17 protein-coding genes are annotated in these 20578 nt (G+C 61.4%); 6 read left to right on the top strand and 11 right to left on the bottom strand.

Features of this window, described 5'->3' with window-relative positions; all coding sequences use genetic code 11:
• Positions 1–70 precede the first annotated feature (70 nt).
• From J1N02_RS00240 to J1N02_RS00230, 3 genes are all read right to left on the bottom strand, one after another.
• Positions 71–757, bottom strand: a complete 687-nt coding sequence (locus tag J1N02_RS00240) for a GntR family transcriptional regulator (protein WP_065942031.1) — start codon at positions 755–757, stop codon at positions 71–73.
• Positions 758–774: 17 nt separating this feature from the next.
• Complete coding sequence (locus J1N02_RS00235) at positions 775–1476, bottom strand: FadR/GntR family transcriptional regulator (protein ID WP_027608565.1); 702 nt, start codon at positions 1474–1476, stop codon at positions 775–777.
• A gap of 145 nt (positions 1477–1621) precedes the next feature.
• The gene (locus J1N02_RS00230; protein WP_169899436.1) at positions 1622–2947 is read right to left on the bottom strand and encodes a C4-dicarboxylate transporter DctA; all 1326 of its coding nucleotides are present in this window, start codon (positions 2945–2947) and stop codon (positions 1622–1624) included.
• Positions 2948–3164: 217 nt separating this feature from the next.
• Between J1N02_RS00230 and J1N02_RS00225 the strand changes: the two genes are divergently transcribed.
• The gene (locus J1N02_RS00225; protein WP_098479318.1) at positions 3165–3794 is read left to right on the top strand and encodes a DNA-3-methyladenine glycosylase I; all 630 of its coding nucleotides are present in this window, start codon (positions 3165–3167) and stop codon (positions 3792–3794) included.
• 60 nt (positions 3795–3854) lie between these two features.
• Here the strand turns inward: J1N02_RS00225 and J1N02_RS00220 are convergent, their stop codons facing one another.
• Together J1N02_RS00220 and J1N02_RS00215 are read right to left on the bottom strand one after the other, a co-directional pair.
• A complete protein-coding gene (locus tag J1N02_RS00220) occupies positions 3855–4136 on the bottom strand; it encodes a putative quinol monooxygenase (RefSeq protein WP_092356842.1) in 282 nt (93 codons plus the stop codon).
• Positions 4137–4221: 85 nt separating this feature from the next.
• Entirely contained in the window at positions 4222–5655 is a 1434-nt protein-coding gene (locus J1N02_RS00215) for a PLP-dependent aminotransferase family protein (RefSeq protein WP_169899365.1), read from the bottom strand.
• 146 nt (positions 5656–5801) lie between these two features.
• Here J1N02_RS00215 and J1N02_RS00210 point away from each other — a divergent pair, with 146 nt between their 5' ends.
• The 3 genes from J1N02_RS00210 (at position 5802) to J1N02_RS00200 (ending at position 11645) form a co-directional block, all read left to right on the top strand.
• Positions 5802–6245 (top strand): carboxymuconolactone decarboxylase family protein, encoded by a 444-nt coding sequence (locus J1N02_RS00210; protein WP_027608560.1) that lies wholly within the window; start codon positions 5802–5804, stop codon positions 6243–6245.
• Between the two features lie 134 nt (positions 6246–6379).
• Positions 6380–9736, top strand: coding sequence for a hypothetical protein (locus J1N02_RS00205; protein ID WP_141543014.1), 3357 nt, complete (start codon positions 6380–6382; stop codon positions 9734–9736).
• A 61-nt stretch (positions 9737–9797) separates the two neighbouring features.
• Entirely contained in the window at positions 9798–11645 is a 1848-nt protein-coding gene (locus tag J1N02_RS00200) for a hypothetical protein (protein WP_414887128.1), read from the top strand.
• Between the two features lie 48 nt (positions 11646–11693).
• Here J1N02_RS00200 and J1N02_RS00195 read toward each other — a convergent pair whose 3' ends face one another.
• The 6 genes from J1N02_RS00195 to J1N02_RS00170 form a co-directional block, all read right to left on the bottom strand.
• Positions 11694–12461: an SDR family oxidoreductase gene (locus tag J1N02_RS00195; protein ID WP_027608558.1), complete on the bottom strand. Its 768-nt coding sequence runs from the start codon at positions 12459–12461 to the stop codon at positions 11694–11696.
• A gap of 10 nt (positions 12462–12471) precedes the next feature.
• Positions 12472–13539 carry a phosphotransferase family protein gene (locus tag J1N02_RS00190; RefSeq protein ID WP_414887129.1) on the bottom strand — a complete coding sequence of 356 codons (1068 nt, stop codon included), beginning with the start codon at positions 13537–13539 and terminating at the stop codon, positions 12472–12474.
• Between the two features lie 129 nt (positions 13540–13668).
• Entirely contained in the window at positions 13669–14622 is a 954-nt protein-coding gene (locus J1N02_RS00185) for a 2-hydroxyacid dehydrogenase (protein ID WP_092356854.1), read from the bottom strand.
• 127 nt (positions 14623–14749) lie between these two features.
• Positions 14750–15274: a cysteine hydrolase family protein gene (locus tag J1N02_RS00180; protein ID WP_027608555.1), complete on the bottom strand. Its 525-nt coding sequence runs from the start codon at positions 15272–15274 to the stop codon at positions 14750–14752.
• A gap of 275 nt (positions 15275–15549) precedes the next feature.
• On the bottom strand, positions 15550–15981 hold the full coding sequence (locus J1N02_RS00175) for a hypothetical protein (protein WP_421147034.1): 432 nt from the start codon (positions 15979–15981) through the stop codon (positions 15550–15552).
• Between the two features lie 52 nt (positions 15982–16033).
• Entirely contained in the window at positions 16034–16516 is a 483-nt protein-coding gene (locus J1N02_RS00170) for a DUF4822 domain-containing protein (protein WP_027608553.1), read from the bottom strand.
• A 442-nt stretch (positions 16517–16958) separates the two neighbouring features.
• Here J1N02_RS00170 and J1N02_RS00165 point away from each other — a divergent pair, with 442 nt between their 5' ends.
• Both J1N02_RS00165 and J1N02_RS00160 read left to right on the top strand, forming a co-directional pair.
• A complete protein-coding gene (locus tag J1N02_RS00165; RefSeq protein WP_027608552.1) occupies positions 16959–18236 on the top strand; it encodes a serine/threonine transporter in 1278 nt (425 codons plus the stop codon).
• Between the two features lie 144 nt (positions 18237–18380).
• Complete coding sequence (locus J1N02_RS00160; RefSeq protein WP_092356857.1) at positions 18381–20030, top strand: SulP family inorganic anion transporter; 1650 nt, start codon at positions 18381–18383, stop codon at positions 20028–20030.
• Positions 20031–20578: the final 548 nt, after the last annotated feature.

Genomic DNA, 20578 nt, shown 5'->3' with positions numbered 1-20578 from the left:
CTCTGCTATCGGGGGCAAGTCGAATCGTCGCACCGCCCCTCCCACATTTGGATCTTTATTTATCTGGTGGTCAGTGGTGTTTGAGTAATTTGCTTTCCAGGTGATCCAGGTGCCGGGTCATCAAGCCCACCGCAGCAGTCACATCCCGCTGCTCAATCGCATCCACAATCGCCACATGCTCCTGCCACGCGCAATACGTGCAGGCTTTCGCTTCGTACTGGGCAATGATCAGCGACGTCAATGGCACCAGGCTGTTGAGAAACTGCGCCAACGGCGCGTTGCCCGCCATCTGCGCCAATTGCAGGTGAAACTCCCCTGACAACCGAATCGCCGGCCCACGCTGGTTGCGTTCCATACCGTCGCGTTCCCGTGCTATCAGCTCGCGCAGCTGGCGTATCTGCGTGGGCGTGGCCTGGGCGCAGGCCAATTGCACCACCGTGATTTCGGTCATGCGCCGCGCTTCGAGGATCTGCCGCGTCTGCTGGGCATCCGGCGCTGCGACCTGGGCGCGCTGGTTGGGGCGCAGGATGACCACTTGCTGGTGGGACAGCTTGGCCAGTACCCGGCGAATCACGCTGCGGCTGACGCCAAAGGTTTCGCCCAGGCCTTCTTCGGTAAAGCGGCTGGACGGGGCGATGCGCTGTTCGAGGATGGCGTCGAACAACCGTGGGTAGATGTCGTCCACCGAAGGCTTTTTACCGGCCACCAGGCGCAGGGCAGGAATGATCGGATCGCGTTGCAGGGCGTGGGCGGTCATGGCCTGTCTCCAAAAAATCAGTTGCCGAGATGGTCGTCCGGAATGTTCAAGTGAATGCCCATGCGCAGGCCTTCCTGGAGGATGTGCCGACGCATCTCGGCACTGGCCAGGGCGCTGTTCTTGTTGCGGATGGCGCGTACCACTGCTTCATTTTCCTGCAGGCGTTCCGCCAGGTGCTCGGGGGAATTGCGCAGTACCTGGGCGCTTTGCTTGAGGGCGGTGCTGGTTTGCTGCACCACGTTCTGGAAGATCGGGTTGGCGGTGAGCGCGAACAGTTCCTCATGAAAGTCGAGGTAAGCGTTCATGCCGGCTTCGGCGTCACCGGCATCCAGGGCTTCGCGCATGTCCATCAGGGTCAGGCGCAATTGGCCGACTTCCTTGCTGCTGATGGACTGGGCCACCAGGCCGACGATAAAGGGTTCGAGGGTGTAGCGCAGTTGCAGGATGTCTTCGAGGCTGGCATCGGCCACGGCGTCGCTCGATTGTGGTTCGCTGACGCTGGTTTCCAGCACGACCACACCTTTGCCGGGCATGGAGCGCACCAGGCCGAGGGTTTCGAGCACGATCACCGCTTCGCGCAGGCTGGGGCGGCTGATACCCAGCTGTTCGGCCAGTTCGCGCTGGCCCGGGAGCATTTCGCCCCGGCGCCACTGACCCTGCTTGAGTGCGGCGCGGAGTTTTTCTACGACTGAATTGACGACGGTTGAGGTGCTGATCACGTCGATGGTTCCTTGATGGGGCGAATCCAGTGTGGGAGGGGGCTTGCCCCCGATAGCGGTGGATCAGTTACAGATAGATCAACTGACCGTCCTCATCGGGGGCAAGCCCCCTCCCACATTAGCCAGTGTTGCCCATGAGACAGCATTAGAATTCCTGGTGGACCGGCACTACCGGCTTCCTGGCCTGGAAGGCATAGCCTTGCTGGCCGTCGAGCACCTTGTTGGCGCGTTGGATATCGATGTCTTTTTCCCAACGGGCAATGGCCACGGTGGCGACGCAGTTGCCGATCAGGTTGGTCAAGGCGCGACCGATACCCATGAACCAGTCCACCGCCAACACCAGCACCAGGCCGACCACTGGAATCGCCGGGATCGCCGTGAGCGTCGCCGCCAGGATCACCAGGGCCGAGCCGGGAATACCGTGGGCGCCCTTGGAGGTGATCAGCGACACCAGCAGGATGGTCAGCAGATCGGTCATCGACAGCGGCGTGCCGGTGGCATTGGCGATAAACACGATGGCCAGGGTCAGGTAGATCGAGAAACCGTCGAGGTTGAACGAGTACCCGGTGGGAATCACCAGGCCCACGGTGGAGCTGCCGATGCCCAGGTGTTCGAGTTTGCGCATGACCTGCGGCAGCACCGCGTCGGAGGAAGCGGTGCCCATCACGATCAGCAGTTCTTCACGCAGGTACTTGAGCAGCGGCAGCATGCGCAGGCCTGACAGGCGCATCACCACGCCGAGGATCAGCGCGACGAAGGCAAGGCAGGTCAGGTAGAACAGGCCCACCAGGCTGCCCAGGTGTTGCAGGGAGTCCAGCCCGTAGGTGCTGGTGGTGAAGGCGATCGCACCAAACACGCCGATGGGCGCCAGGCGCACGATCATGCCCATGATGCGGAAAATCACATGGCTCAGTTCATTGATCAGCCGAGTGATACCGGAGGCCGCTTCGCCCACCAGGTTCAACGCGCTGCCGAACAGCACCGAAAACAGCAGCACTTGCAGGACATTGTTGTCGGCAAAGGCGCCGATCACCGAGTTGGGGATCAGGTCCATCAGGAACTGGCTGGTGCCCTTGATGTGCTGGCCCTTGTCGGCCAGTTCATTGAGACCGGCGGAGGAGAGCTGTTCCAGATGGATATTGGCGCCGGTGCCGATCCCGGTGCTGAAGGCCATGACCAGGCCGATCACCAGGGCGATGGTGGTGAGCACTTCAAAGTAGATCACCGACTTGAGGCCGATGCGCCCGACCTTCTTCAAGTCGCCGGCCCCGGAAATACCACTGACCACCACGCAGAACACGATCAGGCCGATCAGCATCTTGATCAGCTTGATAAAGCCGTCACCCAGGGGTTTGAGTTGCGAGGAGAATTCGGGAAGGGCCAGGCCGCACACGATGCCGAGCATCAGGCCAATCACGACTTGCAGGAAAATCGAACGCGAGCACCATCTGAGCATGGGAGGGATCTCTATTCGGTGCCCCGGTGGTTCCAGGGCTTAATTGTTGTGGTCATACCGGTAAGTCCAGTGCGTCGCCAGTCTAGGCCAGGTATTTTTGAAATCACAAGTAAAAATTCGGCGGTTGGCAGGTCCCGGTCTGACCAGTTGGTCGCGAAGGTTGATGCTTGAGCGGTTGGCGGGGCGCAAATTTTTTCGCTTATCATCCGCCGCCTGGCACATGAGGTGATGGATGGACAAACCAGGACTGACCACTGACGACACCGGGCTGACCCACTGCACCTGGCGTACGACCGCGCCGGAATACCTCCGTTATCACGACCACGAGTGGGGCGTACCGGTGGCGGATGATGTTCAGCTGTACGAGAAGATCTGCCTGGAAGGCTTCCAGGCCGGCATGGCCTGGATCACCATCCTGCGCAAGCGCGAGCCGTTCAGGGCGGCATTCGACGGTTTTGATTTTCGCCGGGTGGCGCAGTACGGCGAGGCAGATATCGCGCGGTTGATGCAGGATCCGGGCATCGTGCGTAATCGGGCGAAGATCGTTTCCACCATCAACAACGCCCGCCGGGCGTGCGAGCTGGTGGCTGAAACCGGCTCGCTGGCGCAGTGGTTATGGGCGTTCGAACCCGGCCCTGAAGAGCGCCCGGCAGTGGTGGACCTGGCTTACTGGACGGGCAATCCCACCTCGCCGGCCTCGGTGCGCCTGTCCAAGGCCTTGAAGAAACGCGGCTGGACGTTCGTCGGGCCGACCACGATGTATGCGCTGATGCAAGCGATGGGGATGGTCAATGATCACCTTGATGGGTGCGTGTGCCGCCCAAAGATCGAAGAACTGCGTCGCCAGTTCAAGCGCCCGTGAGCCGCTGACGGTGGGAGGGGGCTTCACCCATGCTGCTGATTGGTGATGAGGCCAATCCCATCAATGGTCGAACGCAAGCCGGCTCGCCAGGTTTGCCGAGGCCAGCTCGATAAAGCCTTGCAGGGCCGGCAGCCCGAAGTGTGCGTTGAGCGGTTCGGCACCGGCCCAGCAGCCATTGACGGTCCAGAGGTCGGGGTCCACCGGGCTGCGCTGTACGGCGTAATCGAGGCAGCCTGGGGTGGCGCGCACGAGCTCGGCGATCTGCCGCAGGCGCTCGCCCAGTTCCCTGGAGCGCCCGGCAGCCGCGCGGACATGAACAGTGTTGAAGGCACGGTCGGGCATGGCGATGGTCTCCGAGGTCGGGTGTCAGCGCACAGGCTAGAGCCTCGACGCGCCAGGACCAATGACCAATCCCTCGGAAAACCCCCTAGCCAATCTGCTGGAGAATATCGCGCACCTTGTCCAGCGCCGGGTCGATGTCGAGGGTCTCGATGGCCCCAAACCCGATGATCAGGCCTGGGCGCACCGGCGTGTCGTGGAAGAACACGTCCAGCGGGTACAGGCCGACTTCCACCTGGCGTGCCAATTCCATCAGCAACGGGATATTCACCGGTACTTTGCACAACGCCGCCATATGGAACCCGGCGACGGTGGGCACCGCTTCGAACCATGGTGACAGGTCGCCCGCCAGGCGCTGCAAAATGCGCTCGCGGCGCCCGGCGTACACGGTGTGGCAGCGGCGAATATGCTTGAGCAAATAACCTTCGCTGATGAACTTGGCCAGTGCCCATTGCGGCAACGTGGAGCTGTGCTGGTCGGTCAATTGCTTGGCCTTGAGCACCGCGCCGTAGATCGCCGGCGGCAGCACCGCATAACCCAGGCGCAGTTCGGGCAACAGGGTTTTGGAGAAGGTGCCGACGTAGGTGACCACGCCACGGCTGTCCATGCTTTGCAGTGAGTCGGTGGGCCGGCCTTCGTAGCGGAACTCGCTGTCGTAGTCGTCCTCTATGATGATCGCACCCAGCTCGAAGGCCCGCGCCAGCAGCGCTTCCCGACGTGACAGGCTCATGGGCATGCCGAGGGGGAACTGGTGGGAGGGCGTGACGTAGATCAGCCGTGCGCCATCGGGGATCCGGTCGACCTGGATGCCTTGCTCATCGACGGGAACACCGATGACCCGCGCGCCCATCGCCATGAATAACTGGCGCGCAGGGCTGTAGCCGGGGTCTTCCATGGCGACGATGCTGCCCGGTTCCAGCACCACGCGGGCGATGAGGTCCAGGGCCTGCTGCGCGCCGTTGGTGACGACGATGTCGCTGTCGCGGCATTGGACCCCACGGGAAAACGCGATATGCCCGGCGATCGCGCTGCGCAGGGCCGGCAACCCTTCCGGCTGGCTGTAGAACCCGCTGTCCCGGGCGATGCGCCGCAACGCGTCCTGGGTGCAGCGCCGCCATTCATCCTGGGGGAACTGGTTGCGGCTGGTGGCGCCGCCGATAAATTCGTAGCGCAACGTGCTGTCGCGAGTGGGGTGGCGCATGGGCGAGGGCAGTGACTGCCACTTCGCCAGGTTGGCGGCGCAGGCCAGGTCGGTAGCAGTTTGCAGGCGCCCGGTCTGCGGCGTACGGGCGTTGACGAAGGTGCCGCGGCCGGTCTTGCCGACCAGCAGGCCTTCGTAGGTCAGGGTCGCGTAGGTGTCGGATACGGTCTTGCGGGATACCCCCAGTTGTTCGGCCAGCAAGCGGCTGGGCGGCAGTTGCGCACCGGCGGCCAGGCGCCCGGAGCCAATGGCCTCGCGCAACTGCTGGTACAGCTGTTCGGCCAGATCCTTGCGGCCATTGATGACGACGTGCAGTTCCATGTTTTATCCCGGGGTCTTCGCTCTGCGCCAAGGTTACTCGCTCGCGAGGTGCGCTCAAAATGGTCCCTGGGTAAACCGTCGGATTGGCTATAGGGCTGACACCGTGAGAGTTCTAGGCTGAACGGTCATTGCCCCGAGAGCTGCCCATGGAATCCCGTCTGGACTACTACACCGCGTCACCGCAAGCGCTCAAGGGCATGTTGCTGCTGGAGGCGAACACCTTTGGCCTGTCCATCGAGCGGCCGCTGCTGGAACTCATCAAGATCCGCGTTTCGCAGCTCAACCACTGCGGCTTTTGCACCGATATGCATTCGATGGCGGCGCGTCAGCGCGGCGAAACGGAGCGACGCTTGTTCGCGCTATGCGTATGGCGTGACTCGCCGTTCTTTACGCCGCGGGAGAAGGCGGCATTGGCCTGGTGCGAATCGGTGGCGATGCTGCCGACTTCCAGTGTTTCGGACGAACTTTTCAGCGCCGTGCGCGAGGAATTCAGCGAACAGGAACTGGTGGACCTGACCATGGCGGTCTCCAGCATCAGTGGCTGGAACCGCCTGGCGGTGAGTTTTCGCCAGCAACCGCCGAATGCTTGAGCGGGATATTCACCCGCGCTCTACCTATGCACCCCAGGTTCATCCCTCAACACTTCAGTATCGACGCAGTGCGCACACAGGGTGTTCGCGTTGATAACGACGAAGCGTGCTTCGTCAGTGACTGGAGTGCCGTAATGGAAGAGTTGCAGGACGACGGCGCGTCGGTCTTACCGCTGCGTCAACAGACCTTGATGGATCTGGATACTGCATGGGGCCCGATGGGTATCGGTGAGACTTCGGTTGGCCGCGTGGCCCTGGATAGCATGGGCGCGCGCCTGGAGGGCGCGGAACTTGATGTGGAGCGGTATCGCGTCAAGGAAGCTGATCAGGCATTGATCGATCAGATCACGTTTTCTGCCGTGCACCTTAAAGCGTATATGACGTCCGCCAGCGGTGAAAGCTGTGACCAGGCCACTGCCGCACTGTTTGAACTGGCGTCATTGCGTTCGGAGTGGGCGCCCGGCATGTTGAGCCCGCCGGATGCTTCGGACGAGGCGATTGTCAAACTCGATCGATTGCTGCGGCGGGTACAGAGCGTCAACCTCAACGACGTGAGTGCCATGGAAAGCCTGCCCGGCTGGGCCGATAAGCTCAGGAGCGGGAGTGCGCAAACCTTGGGAGTCGGGCTGCAGCTCTACGGTTTTTACAGTGCCATTCGAGGCATAGGCGAAGCGCTCAGAACGGGGGATACGGGCGAGCTGTTGTTCGAGGGCGGCGCCTTTTCCGCAGAAGTGGCGTCCCTCGGTGTGGAGTTGGCGTTGGAGCGTATCGGCCAGAAAATGATGAGCGCCGGCCATACGGTTTATCGCGGATTCTGCGCATCACGCGCGGGGTTGCTGTTGCGCCGTGGTGCCGGATTGATCGCCTCGGTATTGACCGTGCCTTTTGATATTGCCCAGGCGCTCATTGCGCTTTCAAACGCGCTGAAAGCAAAAGGCAAACAGGCGCAGGATCTCTACGTCGAGGCCGGTTTCAGTCTCGTCAGCGCAACCCTCAGTCTTGCACTGGGCGTCTCGGCGTTGGCGGGCTTCGGCGCGGCCGGGCCCGTGGGCCTTATCGCCGCAGCGGTGCTGATTGTCGGCGCGCGGATTTATGCCGCGTGTCGAGTGGTGGATGAGATCGATGATTACATCGAGCTGAGCACCCTCGAGCGTCTGCGCACTGGCTGGTTCGCGTTTGCCGGTGTGGAGTTGGATGACAGCGTACTCGATCGCTACAAGACCAGCCGCGCGCGCACTGCCTACGCAGAAAGCCTCAAGGCCCAAGCCCGGGCATTGCTTGGCGCAGAGATGAAGAACAGTGTGCAGGCCATCGTCAATGGCAGGTTCGAGGTCCGCCTGCAGACGATACGGCACTGGAAACATCAATGGGATGAGCAGGCGGGTGAGGCGCCTCACACGCTGGTGCGTGAACCGGTCATCCATGAGGTGGATGACTACTTCGACGCGAGCAAGGAGGGGGCCGTCGATTTATTGCCCGAAGCCACCTGGGGGGCGAAGGGCCCCGAAAAAGGTGTGCTCTGGCTGCTGGGTGGCGGGGATGACTCGGTGTTGGGCGTGCCCACCCGCCCGAACCACTTTCGTTACAGCGGTGGCCGCAAGCACCTGGTGGGCGGCAGCCAGGACGACGAATTCATGTTCGAGGTACCGCCGGATACTTTTTCTGGCGCAGAAGGGCGGGTGCCGATCTCGGTGTTGGTGGGCGGTACCGGGGCTGACACCCTGAGCTTTCTCGGCGAGACGCCGGGGCCGCGTGCAGCAGGCTTCAACGTCAACCTGGGGGCGGGCAGCGTGACGTTGATGACCGACAATGGCCGCGACGGTCTCAAGTGCATGGGGTTGTGGAGCATTGAAAATGTTGCGTCCCTTGCCGGCGCTTCCAGCGTGATTACCGGCAGTAACGAGGCCAACCGTATTGTCCTGAAGGGGGAGTACGACCAGGCCCACGCAATGGCCGGAGACGACCAGTTGTTGATACAGCGGGGCAGCGCCAGGGTGAATGGCGGGCCAGGCGCCGATTACTTCGAGATTCTTGAGAGCGCCAAGGACGTGGTTATCGAGGAGGACGGCCAGCAGCGCAGCCTCATCATGCTCAACTGGCCCTTCAGCCGGATTCAACGCTGGTGGATCTCGGGCAACGCTCTGAAGGTGGCGTCTACCCTGGGGCTGGACGGTGAACTGCCGGGCCCTTGTGTCGGGATCGAAAATGTCTACACGCTACGCGAGGGTAAACGCCACCTGGCCAACGCGCTTTTCAGCTTTCTCACCCAGGACGGCTATCGAATAGCGCCCTTGTTGCCTGAAACGTTGGACCCGACCGGGGAGCCGCAGGTGAGCATGGAAGTGCTGGCGCCTCCCGGCCCCAGGATCTCCCCGATTATTCTGGGACCCGGTCAGTCGGTTGCCTTGGCGGCAGGCACGTCCAGTTACTTTGTCAGCCGCGGCTACGGGATGACGGCCATTGATGCGCATGCAAGCCAGGAACAGGGCCGATGCTGTGTGTATGTGGACTATGACAGCCAGGAATTGGCAGGGGTGTATACGACCTATCATGTGGCCACGCGACGCCGGAGCCACTTCGACTACCTGGATTACACGGACGCGAAGATAAAGTTTGAGTGGGCTGATGGCCGCACGCTGTATCTCGACGAATACGCAGCGCAACCCTCAGCGACGTGGACGAGCGTGGGCGGTTCATTACAGGCGTCAGCCTTGAGGTTGAAGGCCGAATTTGTCGTGGTGATGCGCGACGGTGTTTCGTACCGGCTATTACCGCCGGTGCAGTCTTACGTCAGTGATTTCGCCAGCCCGGGTTACAAAATCAAGGACGCAATGGCTTCTCTGAACCTGAGGTACGGGCACTACCCGTTCTTGAGGCCGCGCAGGCCTAAAAGCCTGAATCTGACCGCTCACTCACAACGGGTGCACCTGGGCGCGGCCCCTCACCTGGCAACCTGTGTGTTATGCGGACGGGGCGGGGTGTACGAAATCTATCTGACGTCCTGGGCGATCGTTGAGCTGTCAACACCGCAGGCGCTGAATAAAGAGTCCGATGCATCGACCTGGGACTTCTTTTGTACAGCGCTGGCGGAAGATATCCGGCTCGACAGCATTGTTGTCAGCCCCGGTCACATCAAGGTGGGCAGCGTGTCGATTCGGGTCCCCCGGTATGACGACCCCGACGTGCCCTTGGAAAACATCCGGATTCATTCAAAGGACGGCGGGCGTTTCGACGTCAGACTGGACCTTGGCAAGGTGTATCTCGCCAGGGTCGCTGCCTCGGGCAATAGTTCGATTGCGCAACTGTTGAAGTCCTTGCGTCACCACCGGCAAAGAGCCGCCGTGTTTACGCCAACCATCAACGTGACCGGCATCGGCATGGCCGATGGGACAACGGGCACCGTTTACTACGACGTCATGGCGGATTGCTGGAGGCTGGAGGCTGACAGGCATCGGCGGCTATCCAGTGAGGAGCTGGCTGTTTCAACCTGAACCCATCAGCAGCCGAGGTGGTTCTGACGGGTGGCTGAACAACATAGTCCAAGGACATTCTATGAAGCAATTTACTTCCCCTTCCGTGCCACCGGTTACAGGGCGTCCGGTCGATCGCCCCAGCGGCGCAGCACCCAGTGCGCGTACCGCGTTTCCTGTGGTTGATTTTGCCGGCGGGCCCCTGCCGCCTGAAGCGATACCCGTGCGCAACACGCCATCCGCAGCGGTTCCGAGCGCGACTTATCAGCGCATGACTGATCTGCCCACGCCCCCCGCCGTCACCCGAGACGCCATTTTCGCCGCCCTGGGTGACCCCATACCGGCGCCTGATCCCGCTACGGGGTTGCGTGAATATGATTCGCGCACTTACCTGAACCTGGACGACGGCACCACCGTCCTGGCGGTGCGCGATCCGCAGACCGGGGAATGGCGTGAAAGACCGCCGGATTCGCGTTTGCCACAAGGCCTGGCACTGCACCGGGTGCCGCAGACGAACACCTGGCGCAGTCACTCTGCGGCCAGTTCGTCCTCGTCTTCCCCGAGCCTGAGTCATAGCTCATCGGCGTCGTCACTGAGCCACAGTGCTTCGTCTTCCTCGCTGACCGCCCCACTGAGCAGTGTGAGCTTGTCGGCGACCCAGCGTATTGATCCGGTATGGGACCTGGGGCTTTACACGTTGCCGGTGAGTCCGGCCCCCACCAACACCCTGGCGTTCCCGGGCAAGAGAGCCTTCATGATCGGGGCTGAGCAATATTTTATGGATGCCAATTATGGCAACCCATCAGGTGCCGTGCCGAATGCGCTACCCCATCTGTTTGCTGTGGGGGCGGGAGGCAATCTGGTAAACGCCGGGCGTATCGAACCGGATGGCCTGTTCAGGTTAAACGACAACCGACATTATTTGCCGGTGGACACCGGCTTTTGCTCCGTGAGCTTCGATAGTGCAAGGCTGCGTTGGAAGTTGATGGAGGCGGGCGGGCATGGCGGGGCAGGGATTTTTATTGAAATGGGTGGCGCGCCCGATAGCTGGGTGCCGATGCTGGCTGTCGATCAACTCTCGAATCTTTTTCAAGCGGCGCGGAATATCAAAGGTTATGCCGGGCGTGTGGGGGCAGTCGATCTGCTCAACAGCAGTATCGACCAGCGGGTTTATCACTACATGCAGGGCTACTTGCGGCAAATAGTCGGGTTTTGCGAGCCGACTGTCCGCAGTGCGCCAACCGCGCAAAAAGGCCGGCTGATCGATGCCTATATCTGGCGCAATGGTTACCCGTATGACTGTCTGGCTTCCATCTGCAGCGCCTTGAAAAGCCGACGCCCATTGCCGCCGGGGATGCCGATATTCGATGGGTTTCAAGGTTTGGGCACGGTCAGTTGCTCAAAAGACGGAAACTTCAATGTGGCGCGTATCAGCCGAACGATGCAACTGCACTATCCCGACAGAAGACGGTCGGTGGCCGAAGAGAAATTACTTGAGACGTGGCGGGAAAAAGACGCTGCCCGGGACAACAAACGCAAGGGCGAAGTGAACGAAGCGATGTATGAGGCCCGGTTGACGGAAGATGGCTATACGGTACTTCCCGGCGGAACCTACGGAGGCGGACAGAATGGCTTTGATCGGGTGTTTGAAGGCCCGGCAGGCGATATCTACATTCTGGAAGCCAAGCATGTCAGTCATACCTCTGCCGGCGAGCTTGCCAACGTCAGCCTGGGAGGGACGACAAACTCACGTCAAATGACCGACAGTTGGGTGCGGCAAGTGCTGGCGTTATCCCAACCCGATACGCCGGCGGCCAGGCGCGTTTCCGACGCGTTGTGGCGTGGCCAGTTATTCAAGTTATTAGGCGCGACGTCCAAGGACGGCAAACTTGTCATGTTCAAGATTGACATGAGCCCCGTGGACTTCTAGTCGTGCCGGTATGCCTGGGAGCAAGCGCACCTGCTCCCAGGCACGTGTTCAGGACAGGAAGCCGCCATCCACATTCAGCGACACACCGGTGGTGTAGCTCGACGCATCGCTGGCCAGGTACAGCACCGCACCGGCCATCTCGCTCGGGTCGGCCACGCGCTTGAGCGGGATCTGCGCCAGGGCCATTTTCAGGATCGCGTCGTTCTTCACCAGCGCCGAGGCGAACTTGGTGTCGGTCAGGCCCGGCAACAGGGCGTTGCAACGAATGCCGAACTCGGCGCATTCCTTGGCGAACACCTTGGTCATGTTGATCACGGCGGCCTTGGTCACCGAGTAGATGCCCTGGAACACGCCCGGCGAAATGCCGTTGATCGACGCCACGTTGATGATGCTGCCGCCGCCGTTCTCGCGCATCAGCTTGCCGGCTTCCACCGACATGAAGAAGTAGCCGCGAATGTTCACGTCAACGGTCTTCTGGAAGGCGCCGAGGTCGGTGTCCAACACGTTGCAGAACTGCGGGTTGGTCGCGGCATTGTTGACCAGGATATCCAGGCGGCCGAACTGTTCGCGGATGCCGGCGAACACCTGGGTAATCTGCTCCATTTCACCGATATGGCAGGCAATCGCCGTGGCCTTGCCGCCGTCGGCGATGATTGCATCCGCCACATGCTGGCAGCCTTCGAGCTTGCGGCTCGAGACGATCACGTGGGCGCCTTGCTGGGCCAGCAGCTTGGCGATGGCTTCACCGATGCCACGGCTGGCGCCGGACACAAAGGCAATCTTGCCGTCGAGGTCGAACAGGTGGGTCTTGGACATTAGCGATTCCTTAGAGGGCTGATTTACCGATGACATTCAGGCTCATCTGCTCCAGCAGCTTGTTCATGTGGATGAACTGTGCAAAGCGTTTGTCCTGGGTCTGGCCGTGGAAGAAACGGTAGTAGATCTGCTGCACGATGCCGGCCAGGCGGAACAGGCCGTAGGTGTAGTAGAAGTCGAAATTGTCGATCTGGATCCCGGCGCGCTCAGCGTAGTAATCCACGAACTGGCGGCGGGTGAGCATGCCGGGGGCATTGCTCGGCTGGCGGCGCATCAGTTGCACCGGCGCCGGGTCGTCGGCTTCGATCCAGTAGGCGAGGGTGTTGCCCAGGTCCATCAGCGGGTCGCCGAGGGTGGTCAGTTCCCAATCCAGCACGCCGATGATCTGCATCGGGTTATGCGGGTCGAGGATCACGTTATCGAAGCGGTAGTCGTTATGCACGATGCTCGAGGTGGGATGGTCGGCGGGCATCTTGTCGTTGAGCCAGGCACGTACCTTTTCCCAGTTGGGGGCGTCGGGGGTCAGGGCTTTTTCGTAGCGGTCGCTCCAGCCACCGATCTGGCGTGCCACATAACCTTCAGGCTTGCCCAGGTCGGCCAGGCCGCAGGCGCGATAGTCGACCTGGTGCAGTTCGACGAACTTGTCGATAAAGCTCTTGCACAACGCCTCGGTCCGGGTGGCATCCAGGCCCAGTTCGGCGGGCAGGTCGGAACGCAGGATGATGCCGTTGACCCGTTCCATCACATAGAACTCGGCGCCGATCACCGACGCGTCGGTGCAGTGCACATAGGCCTTGGGGCAATACGGGAAACCATCCTTGAGCCGGTTGAGAATGCGGTATTCGCGGCCCATGTCGTGGGCGGACTTGGCCTTCTGGCCAAAGGGCGGGCGGCGCAGCACGAATTCCTGGCCGGGGTATTCCAGCAGGTAGGTGAGGTTGGATGCACCGCCGGGGAACTGGCTGATCGTGGGCGTGCCGCTCAGGCCTGGGATATGGGCCTTGAGGTAGGGATCGATCAGGCTGGCATCAAGTTCTTCGCCTGGGCGAATCTGGGTCGATTGGTCGTTAAGCGCCATGCTTATCCCTTCTGCTTATTCTAAAGGCGTCGGACTATTTCCTAATCTAATGCGCACCACCGCCCAGCGACAAGGTCGGGGCGGCTTAATAGGTTAGCGTGTTGAAGGGTGATCAGCCTGCCTGATCGGTCATTTTTCGGGCGCGGGCAGTACGACCGGGGTAAGCACCGGACGGCCGGCGAAGTACTCCACCAGGTTGTCAGCCACGCGCTGCACGGTGTCGTGGGCGGCTTCCGGTGACAGCCCGGCTACATGGGACGTGAGCACGGTATTGCTCAAGCGCTTGAGGGCATCCGGCACCTTGGGTTCATCGTCGAACACGTCCAGCGCCGCGCCACCGATACGGCGTTGCTCAAGGGCGGTGATCAGGTCGGCGGTGACCACCACGCTGCCACGGCCGATATTCACCAGGTAACCGTTCGGGCCGAGGGCGTCCAGGGCGTGGCGGTCGATCAAGTGGCGCGTGCCGGCGCCGCCGGGCGTGGCCAGGATCAGGAAATCCGAGCTGCGCGCCAGCTCCACGGCCGTGGCGCAGTAGGTGTAGTCCACATCATCGCGCGGCTGGCGGTTGTGATAGCTCACTTCCATGCCAAAGCCCAGGGCCGCGCGCTTGGCGATTTCCAGGCCCACCGCGCCGAGCCCGAGGATGCCCAATTGCTTGCCGCCCAGGGACGGGCGCATGACCTTGGGCCATTCGCTGCGGCGTACCGCTGCGTCCGTCTGGGGAATGCCGCGCACCAGCGACAACAGCAGCGCCATGGCGTGGTCGGCCACCGACGGCGCATTCACCCCGGCGCCATTGGTGACCACGATGCCGCGATTGCTCGCCGCCTGCAGGTCGACATGCTCATAACCGGCGCCGATCACGCAGATGATCTCCAGCAGTGGCAGGGCGGCGATTTCCTCGGCATACAGGCCCAGCGGGCCACGGGTCAGTACGGCCTTGATCTGGCCGCCGTGGGTTTTGATCGCCTGGGCGCGCTCGCTGGGTGTGGGCGCCAGGATCACATGAAAGTCGTTGCTCTCGATGATTTGCAGGTATTCATTGATGGTTTCAACCAGAACCAGAACAGTGGTGGTCATCGGAAGGCTCTTCCTGAAGGGTTTGAGGGCATCAGTATGCGGGATTTGCAGCAGGGCGCGTTTTGCCCGGGTAGAAAAAATCTACGACTGCAGGCGCAAGCACGCTTGCTCCTACAGTCTGTACCGGTCAGAACCGGACGTCAGCGGCTTTCACACTCAGCCCGAACGCCCCCGCCAGCGTGGCATTGTGATGCGCGATGATCGCCTCGGCCTTCAGCGCCGGGGTGTCCATGCAGGTATGGGCGTCTTCAGGCACGATCACCGAGAAGCCCAGCTCTACCGCCACGCGGCAGGTAGTGTCGATGCAGTACTGGGTTTTCATCCCGACGATCACCAGTCGATTAACCTCCAGGGCCCGCAGTCGTCGGGCCAGGTCGGTACCCAGGAAGCAACTGGGGCGGGTTTTGTCGAAGAGATGGTCGTGAGTCTCGTCTACCTGCAGCCCTTGCCACAGTTGCCAATTCGGACTGCCCGCAGCTATCGGCGAGCCCGCCGGGCCGGTATGGCGGGCGACCAGGATCGGCGCGCCGGCTTCACGGGCGCGGCCGATCAACGAGTTGATGGTGCCCAGCACGCGCTCCCGTTCAAAGGGTTTGTCGGGGCCATCGTACAGGCCGGTTTGCATATCGATGATCAACAGGGCGTCAGCCATGGTATTGCTCCTTGTGAGTGCCAGTCGACGGAGCAATAAAAAGGCCCCGTCCATTGCTGGCGGGGCCTTGGGTTGAATCTGGGTGGTGTCTAGCTCGAGCACCCACGGCAACCGCACGACCCGCCTGGAGCGGTCGTGGTGGTGGTGCGGGTGAGGAGCTGCTGGAAAAAGGTCATGCCTCGATCATGCTGGGACAGGGGCGAGGCTGTCAAATGCATCAGGTGCCGAAAAAGTTGCGCCCCAGCTGGAACAGGGGCGCTGCTGCCAGCAGGAGATCACTGCGGGGGGCTAAGTCGTGCCTTTTCCTGCTCGGCCTGAGCGATGGGCATGAAATTGTAGGTGGGGAAGAATTCCGTGGTGTAGACCCCCCATGCGGTGTTTTCAATCGCCAGGTTGACTTCCGCCAGGCGCGACGCTGGCAGGCGCAACACGACGACCTGCCCGATACCCATGGTGATGTTCCAACTCAGCACTTCCACCCCGGCAGGCGGGAACACCTTGTGAAATTCCTGCTTGGCCAGTTGTTGTTTCAATTCGCTCAAGGGGCGTGATTGATCGTGTTTAAGAAATACGGTCAACATGACGGCGTTTTCCGCTGTGGCAGCAGCGTTTTCTGCAGGAAGGGCTGTTGAAGTGTGTGCAATCGCTGCACCGGGTAACAGTGTCGCGGCCAGCAGTGCGGGTATTAACCGTTTGCGCATATTCATTATCAGGTGCCTTGTTTATTATTCGGTTTTATCACTAAACATGAGTGTTTAATCAGTTCGACATGACTGTCTTTATGGGGCCGGTGTAGGGGGCGTGTACCACATAAATTCGAACGGGCGGGTTAGTGCTGACCATGTCGCGCGACACTTCGCGGGAATAAGTGAATTCGCTGCTGTCGAGTTTTTCGAGTCTTCTGACAATGGTTCTGGTCGGGCCAAGGTCAGGGACCAGGATATGGGTCTTTTTATCGCCGGTGACCAGGAAGTAACCGCCGCCGCCATCGGCGTATTTCGAGCGGCCGGTATCGGTGTAGAAGAACTCATAGCGATTGCGCTGCGGGTCCCACATCGATATGCCTACCACCCCAGGGTAGCTGGCCTTGACGTCGGTGTCCGGCTCGCCTTCGATATAAACCCTGGTGGTCAGCCATTGAGGCGAGGACGCCAGTGCGTGAACGTCAGTGGCGTAACTTTCGGACGAACAGAGTAGGCCCGTGATCAATAATCCAGCAAAAACAACAGTAGGTCTTCGCATATTGGAGTCCTTGTTATTTTAAATAAGCATGTTGTTCTTCGATTGGAACGGGGCGATGTTAGTTGGGTTTTTGGCGATTGCTCAATGGCTATGTAGGGTTGTGTAACAATTGCAAAGGCGTCGTGGTTAAACTTTTAACTGGATACGAGAGATTTCTTTTTTTGCTGTAGGTGACTTCTCTAAAAGTATGGAGAGTCTATTGACTAGAGTCATGGATCGCTCTCGTCAATGGCGCCTGGCAGCCACTCGAGAAACCCGCGGCGGCTCCCCGAAACGACTGCCCAGGGCCGCGCTTGAGCCTCTGCACCGCATAACCGTTCCTCAGCTAAGTCTTTGCTTATTCACGAGAATCCCGGACAATCCGGCCCCTTCTATGGTCGGGGCGCTGCCTGTCAGGTTTTTCTGACTCGTCCCGGCCGTGTAAATGCGGAGATCCGACCGGATGAATGATCAGGCCAATAGCGTCGACGAACGCTATGCAACGACACCTGCAACCCTCTCAAGCTGGAGCCGCCAGGACACCACCTGGATGCTTGGCCTGTTCGGCACCGCCATTGGCGCCGGTACCTTGTTCCTGCCGATCAACGCCGGCCTGGGCGGCTTCTGGCCCTTGGTGATCCTGGCAGTGCTGGCGTTCCCGATGACGTTCTTTGCCCACCGTGGCCTGACCCGTTTCGTACTCTCCGGTCGTGCGGGTTCCGACATCACCGATGTGGTCGAAGAGCATTTCGGCGTCAAGGCCGGTGCGTTGATCACGCTGCTGTACTTCTTCGCGATCTTCCCGATCCTGCTGATCTACAGCGTGGCCCTGACCAACACGGTCAGCAGCTTCATGGAGCACCAGTTGCACATCATGCCGCCGCCACGGGCGTTGCTGGCGTTTGTGCTGATCCTCGGCCTGCTGGCGGTGGTGCGTTGCGGTGAGCAGGTGATCGTCAAGGCCATGAGCCTGATGGTGTACCCGTTTATCGTCGCCCTGCTGTTCCTCGCGGTGTACCTGATCCCCCATTGGAACGGCGGCATCCTCAGCACCGCCAGTGTGGTACCGGCGCCGTCCGCGCTGCTCAACACCCTGTGGCTGGCGATTCCGGTGATGGTGTTTTCGTTCAACCACTCGCCGATCATCTCGGCATTTGCGGTCGACCAGAAGCGCCAGTACGGCGAACACGCCGATGAGCGCAGTTCGCAGATCCTGTCCCGCGCGCACCTGTTGATGGTGGTGATGGTGCTGTTCTTCGTGTTCAGTTGCGTGTTGACCCTGTCGCCGGCGCAACTGGCTGAAGCCAAACAGCAGAACCTGTCGATCCTGTCGTACCTGGCTAACCACTTCAACAACCCGACCATCGCGTTTGCCGCGCCGTTGATCGCGTTCGTGGCGATTGCCAAGTCGTTCCTGGGTCACTACATCGGCGCCAGCGAAGGCCTCAAGGGCCTGGTGCTCAAAAGCGGTCGCCGCCCGGCCGCCAAGACTCTCGACCGCATGACCGCCGCCTTCATGCTGGTGGTGTGCTGGATCGTTGCCACGCTGAACCCGAGCATCCTCGGCATGATCGAGACTCTGGGCGGGCCGATCATCGCGTCGATCCTGTTCCTGATGCCGATGTACGCGATCCGCAAGGTGCCGGCCATGGCCAGGTACCGTGGGCAGGCGTCCAACGTGTTTGTCACGGCGGTGGGCCTGGTGGCGATTACCGCATTGATTTATTCGCTGCTGTCCTGACCCCGGGGCTCACGCCCGCAAGCCGATTCGCGTCCACCGCGAATCGGCTTTTTTTTGCCTGCGCAAAAGCTGACGTGGCGCAACCGCAGTCGGGCAATGAGGGCTAAGCTTACCCACGCTTTTTGCCAGGATGGGTTAGGCCGATTGAAGACTGAAACCGATGCACCCGTTGCCGTACCGTCGAACCGCATCCAAGACCTGCTGGCCGGCTTATCCATTGCCGGTTTGCTGCTGCCGGAGGCCGTGGCCTATTCCAGTATTGCCGCGCTGCCGCCCCAGGCCGGGGTGATCGCTTTGTTTGCCGGGCTGGTGTGCTACGGCCTGTTCGGCAGCAGCCGTTTTGCGATTGTCTCGGCCACTTCGTCGTCGGCGGCCGTGCTGGCGGCGGCCACGGCGAGCCTGGCGGGTGACGACCCGGCGCTGAGGCTGTCCCTGGCCTTCGGGCTGGTGTTGCTCACCGGGGTGTTTTTCCTGTTGGCCGGGCTGTTCAAGCTCGGCGGCGTCACCTCGTTTATCGCCAAGCCGGTGTTGCGTGGCTTCGCCTTCGGCCTGGCGCTGACCATCATCCTCAAGCAATTGGCCGGTGTGGTGGGTGTGCACCTCACCGATAACAACCTGATCCGTTTTCTGCCGCAGTTGCTGGAACAGCTGCCGCGCTGGAACTGGCCTGCGGCACTGGTGGCGGGGCTGGCATTGCTGGTGCTGTGGCTGTGCGCACGCCTCCCGCGCCTGCCCGGTGGCCTGGTGGTCGTGGTGCTCGGCATCGTTGCCGGGCAGTACCTGGACCTGCAGGCCTATGGGGTGGCGCAGATTGGCATGATCGACCTGCGCCTGGAGCTGGGGCAGTTGCCGGTGCTGCCGTTTGCCGACTGGCTGCGCCTGGGGGAATTGGCGTTTGCGCTGGTGATGATCCTGTATGCGGAGTCCTACGGCTCTATCAGTTCGTTCGCGCTCAAGCATGGCGACCGGGTGTCATCCAACCGTGACCTGCTGGCGCTGGGCGCGGCCAACCTGGTTTCCGGGTTGTTCCACGGCATGCCGGCCGGTGCCGGGTATTCGGCGACGTCGGCCAACGAGGCGGCCGGCGCCTATTCGCGCCTGGCGGGGATTGTCGCGGCGCTGGTGATCCTGCTGATTGTGCTGACGGTGCTGCCCTATGTCGCGCTCACGCCGGAGCCGGTGCTGGCCGCCGTCGTCATCTATGCCCTGGGGCGAGGCTTGAGCGTGCAGCCGCTCGGGCGTTATTTCCTGTGGCGGCGCGATCGCGTGCTGGTGATCTGTGCGGTAACGGCAGTGCTGGTGCTGGGTGTGCTGGATGGTTTGCTGCTCGCGGTCGCGATCAGTGTGATGTTGATGTTGCGCCAGATGTCCTCAGCCGACATCCAGGTGCTGGGGCGCCTGGGTGACAGTCATGACTTTGTCGATCGCCAGCACCATGCCGATGCCCTGGCCGTGCCGGGGGTATTGATCGTGCGGCCCAGCGAAGCGCTATTTTTTGCCAATGCCGAGCGCATCCTTGGCGCGGCCTTGCGCCTGATGCGCCAGTCGCCGGTCGAGGCGGTGGTGTTGAGCCTGGAAGAATCCCCGGACCTGGACGGCACCAGCATCGAAGCCCTGGCGGCGTTTTTTGCCCAGGTGCGCGGGGAGGGCAAGCGCCTGGTACTGGCCCGTGTGCGGCATGACGCCCGCGAGGTGTTGCAGGGGCTGCCCGAAGCGCTCGCGCCCCATGTGCTGCTCAGTGGCTTGAGCGTCGATGGCGCGGTGCAGCTGGCGCTTGAGGTGGGTAAAGCGTGACGCGTGAGGCTTGCTCCAGATAGCGGTGGGTCAGTGGCAGATGCGTCAACTGACACTCCCTCATCGGGGGCAAGCCCCCTCCCACATTTGGAGCGATGTACATCAGTCGGCTCATTCTCAGGCTCAGGATCAGACGGTGGCGCAGCTGAAGGTATAAGGTCGCCTGGCGCGGTCGAAACTGTGGGAGGGGGCTTGCTCCCGATGGCGGTGGGTCAGTGGCAGATGCATCAACTGACACTCCCTCATCGGGGGCAAGCCCCCTCCCACATTTGGAGCGATGTACATCAGTCGGCTCATTCTCAGGCTCAGGATCAGACGGTGGCGCAGCTGAAGGTATAAGGTCGCCTGGCGCGGTCAAAACTGTGGGAGGGGGCTTGCTCCCGATGGCGGTGGGTCAGTGGCAGATGCGTCAACTGACACTCCCTCATCGGGGTGTAGAACCGTAGACATCGTTTACATCTGAAACCGGGGACATCGTTTACACATTTGAGGCCTGGACGCGGGTCATACCTCGTCCAAGCCTCCCCAAGGGATAATCACACAGGTAC

The organism is Pseudomonas sp. NFX5 (genome assembly GCF_049132125.1).
GTDB lineage: Bacteria > Pseudomonadota > Gammaproteobacteria > Pseudomonadales > Pseudomonadaceae > Aquipseudomonas > Aquipseudomonas marginalis.
This window is presented reverse-complemented; position numbering and strand designations above follow the sequence as displayed.